Origin of the sequence: Mixta sp. (assembly GCF_024610815.1) — a bacterium.
In the GTDB taxonomy this organism is placed as follows: Bacteria; Pseudomonadota; Gammaproteobacteria; order Enterobacterales; family Enterobacteriaceae; genus Mixta; species Mixta calida.
In genome coordinates this window covers 1-2,968 of record NZ_JANION010000001.1, presented here as the reverse complement: position 1 = coordinate 2,968, position 2,968 = coordinate 1, and the positions used below count along the sequence as shown (strand labels likewise).

The window sequence follows — 2,968 nt, the reverse complement described above, 5'->3', positions numbered from 1 at the left end:
GCATGAAGAAGAAGTAACGCAAACCAACTCCGAGCATTAATCAATCCTGCTGCCGGACGGCGCTCGCCGTTCGGCCTTTTTCCCTCTTGCCGCCATAAAATTTCTTATTAAAGATATTTAACTTTCCTTTGCTACCTGTATCTTTTTAGGTAGTGCCAGCGCGAAATTGATTACATACGCCACAGTTTTTTCGCTGAAAGAGCGGCTTAAGCCTCACAAAATATTATGAGTCGTTAACTAATAAGAGGATTCTTAAAGACGGCTAACCCTTTGCTGAATACTATGAGTGCCATGTTTAGGATCAAACCTCTGATTTTTAAACAACCTTTTTCCCCTGAGTAAAGTGAAGAATTGCTGTGTGTAGTCTTTGCCCATCCCATGTGATGGGCTTTTTTTTTGTCTGACGCCCAACAAAAAGGCCGGAAATTCCGGCCTTTATCGTTAAGTTACATTAGTAAGGGATGTTTTACTTTATCTCTGCCAGGCTCAGCCAGGTTTGAACAACGGTGTCCGGGTTAAGCGACAGGCTGTCAATGCCCTCCTCCATCAACCAGGCGGCGAAGTCCTGATGATCGGATGGACCCTGACCGCAGATGCCGACATATTTGCCCTGCTTTTTAGCGGCGCGAATCGCCATGGACAGCAGCGCTTTGACCGCCTCGTTACGTTCGTCAAAGAGTTCAGACACCACGCCGGAGTCGCGGTCCAGCCCCAGCGCCAGCTGAGTCATATCATTCGAACCGATAGAGAAGCCGTCAAAGTGTTCAAGGAACTGCTCCGCCAGCAGCGCATTGGAGGGGATTTCGCACATCATAATGATTTTCAGGCCATCCTCGCCACGCTTCAGACCCTGACGCGCCAGCTCCTCGATCACTGCCTCCGCCTGCGCTACGGTGCGCACAAACGGAATCATGATTTCGACGTTGGTCAGCCCCATCTCATTACGCACGCGCTTCACCGCTTCGCACTCCAGCGCGAAACAGTCGCGGAAGCGATCCGCTACGTAGCGACCGGCGCCGCGGAAGCCGAGCATCGGGTTCTCCTCTTCCGGCTCGTAGCGTTCACCGCCCACCAGGTTGGCATATTCGTTGGATTTGAAGTCGGAGAGGCGCACAATCACGCGCTTCGGCGCAAACGCCGCACCCAGCGTCGCAATCCCTTCCGTCAGGCGGCCGATATAGAACTCCACCGGATCGTCAAAGCCTTTCATCAGCTCGCGGATCTGCTGTTGCAGTTCCGGCGTCTGCTGATCGAACTCCAGCAGCGCTTTGGGATGCACGCCGATCATACGGTTGATAATAAACTCCAGCCGCGCAAGGCCCACCCCTTCATTCGGCAGACAGGCGAAATCAAAAGCGCGGTCCGGGTTGCCGACGTTCATCATAATCTTCAGCGGCAGCGCCGGCATTTCATCAACCTGCGAGCTTTTTATATCGAAATCGAGCAGGTCGTCATAGACATAGCCGGTGTCCCCTTCAGCGCAGGAGACCGTGACTTTATGCCCATCCTGCAGGCGATCGGTCGCGTCGCCGCAGCCAACCACTGCCGGGATCCCCAGCTCGCGGGCGATGATCGCCGCATGGCAGGTACGTCCGCCGCGGTTGGTAACGATCGCCGCCGCTTTCTTCATGATCGGCTCCCAGTCCGGATCGGTCATATCGGTGACCAACACGTCCCCTTTCTGGATGCGATTCATTTCGCTGATGTCGTGGATGACTTTTACTTCGCCCGCGCCGATACGGTGACCGATGGCGCGGCCTTCCACTACGACGCTGCCCTTGCCCTGCAACGTGTAACGCTCCATCACCTGACCGTTAGAGCGGACGGTTTCGGGACGCGCCTGAACGATATAGAGTTTGCCGGTATGTCCATCTTTCGCCCACTCGATATCCATCGGGCGCTTGTAATGCTGTTCGATTTGCACCGCCTGCCGCGCCAGCGCCTGCACTTCTTCATCGCTGAGGCAGAAGCGATCGCGATCTTCCGTCGGCACATCTTCGATTTTTACCTGTTCGCCGTGCGCCTGCGAATCGGCATAAACCATGCGGATCTTCTTGGAACCCATATTGCGGCGCACAATAGCCGGACGGTTTGCCTGCAATGTCGGCTTGTGTACATAAAACTCGTCAGGGTTGACCGCCCCCTGCACCACCATTTCACCCAGTCCCCAGGCGGCGGTAATAAATACCACCTGATCGAAGCCCGATTCGGTATCGATAGTGAACATCACGCCGGAGGAGGCCTGATCGGAGCGCACCATACGCTGTACGCCGGCGGAAAGCGCCACGCCGCGATGGTCATAACCCTGATGCACGCGATAGGAGATAGCGCGGTCGTTAAACAGTGAGGCGTAAACATGCTTCACCGCCACCAGCACCGCATCAAAGCCCTGTACGTTAAGGAAGGTCTCCTGCTGACCCGCGAAGGAGGCGTCAGGCATATCTTCCGCCGTGGCCGACGAGCGCACGGCGAAAGAAGCGTCAGCGTCATCCGCCGACAGCTGCTCATACGCCTCGCGGATCGCCTCTTCCAGCTCAGGCTGAAAAGGCGTTTCGACAATCCACTCCCGGATCTGTTTGCCCGCTTTCGCCAGCGCGTCCACATCATCAATATCGGTCTGATCCAGCAAGGTATAGATACGCTGGTTAACGCCGCTTTGATCGAGAAATAGATTGAATGCATCAGCGGTTGTCGCAAAACCGTCAGGAACGGATACGCCGAGCGACGACAGGTTAGTAATCATTTCACCGAGAGAGGCGTTCTTTCCTCCCACGCGATCAACATCGTTCATGCCTAACTGGCTGTACCAGAGCACTAGCGGCATTTCTTTATCGGACATTGAGGCAATCCTTTTATCGTGATTTAGGGGGCACAAGGAACAAAAAAATGCGCTTATAACGCCTATTCAGCCTGGCACAGCGCACCGCAAAAGCGAAAGTGTTGAATCGTTCAAGCAGGTGAAAAAAAC

General features: G+C 54.6%; 1 protein-coding gene and 1 other RNA gene. One reads left to right on the top strand and one right to left on the bottom strand.

Annotated elements, in window-relative coordinates:
• The first annotated feature begins 289 nt into the window (after window positions 1-289).
• An RNA gene (gene rprA, locus MYY08_RS00010) (antisense sRNA RprA) lies at window positions 290-399 on the top strand.
• A 67-nt stretch (window positions 400-466) separates the two neighbouring features.
• Here the strand turns inward: rprA and ppsA are convergent.
• Window positions 467-2,839 carry a phosphoenolpyruvate synthase gene (gene ppsA / locus MYY08_RS00005; RefSeq protein WP_038626338.1) on the bottom strand — a complete coding sequence of 791 codons (2,373 nt, stop codon included), beginning with the start codon at window positions 2,837-2,839 and terminating at the stop codon, window positions 467-469.
• Window positions 2,840-2,968 lie beyond the last annotated feature (129 nt).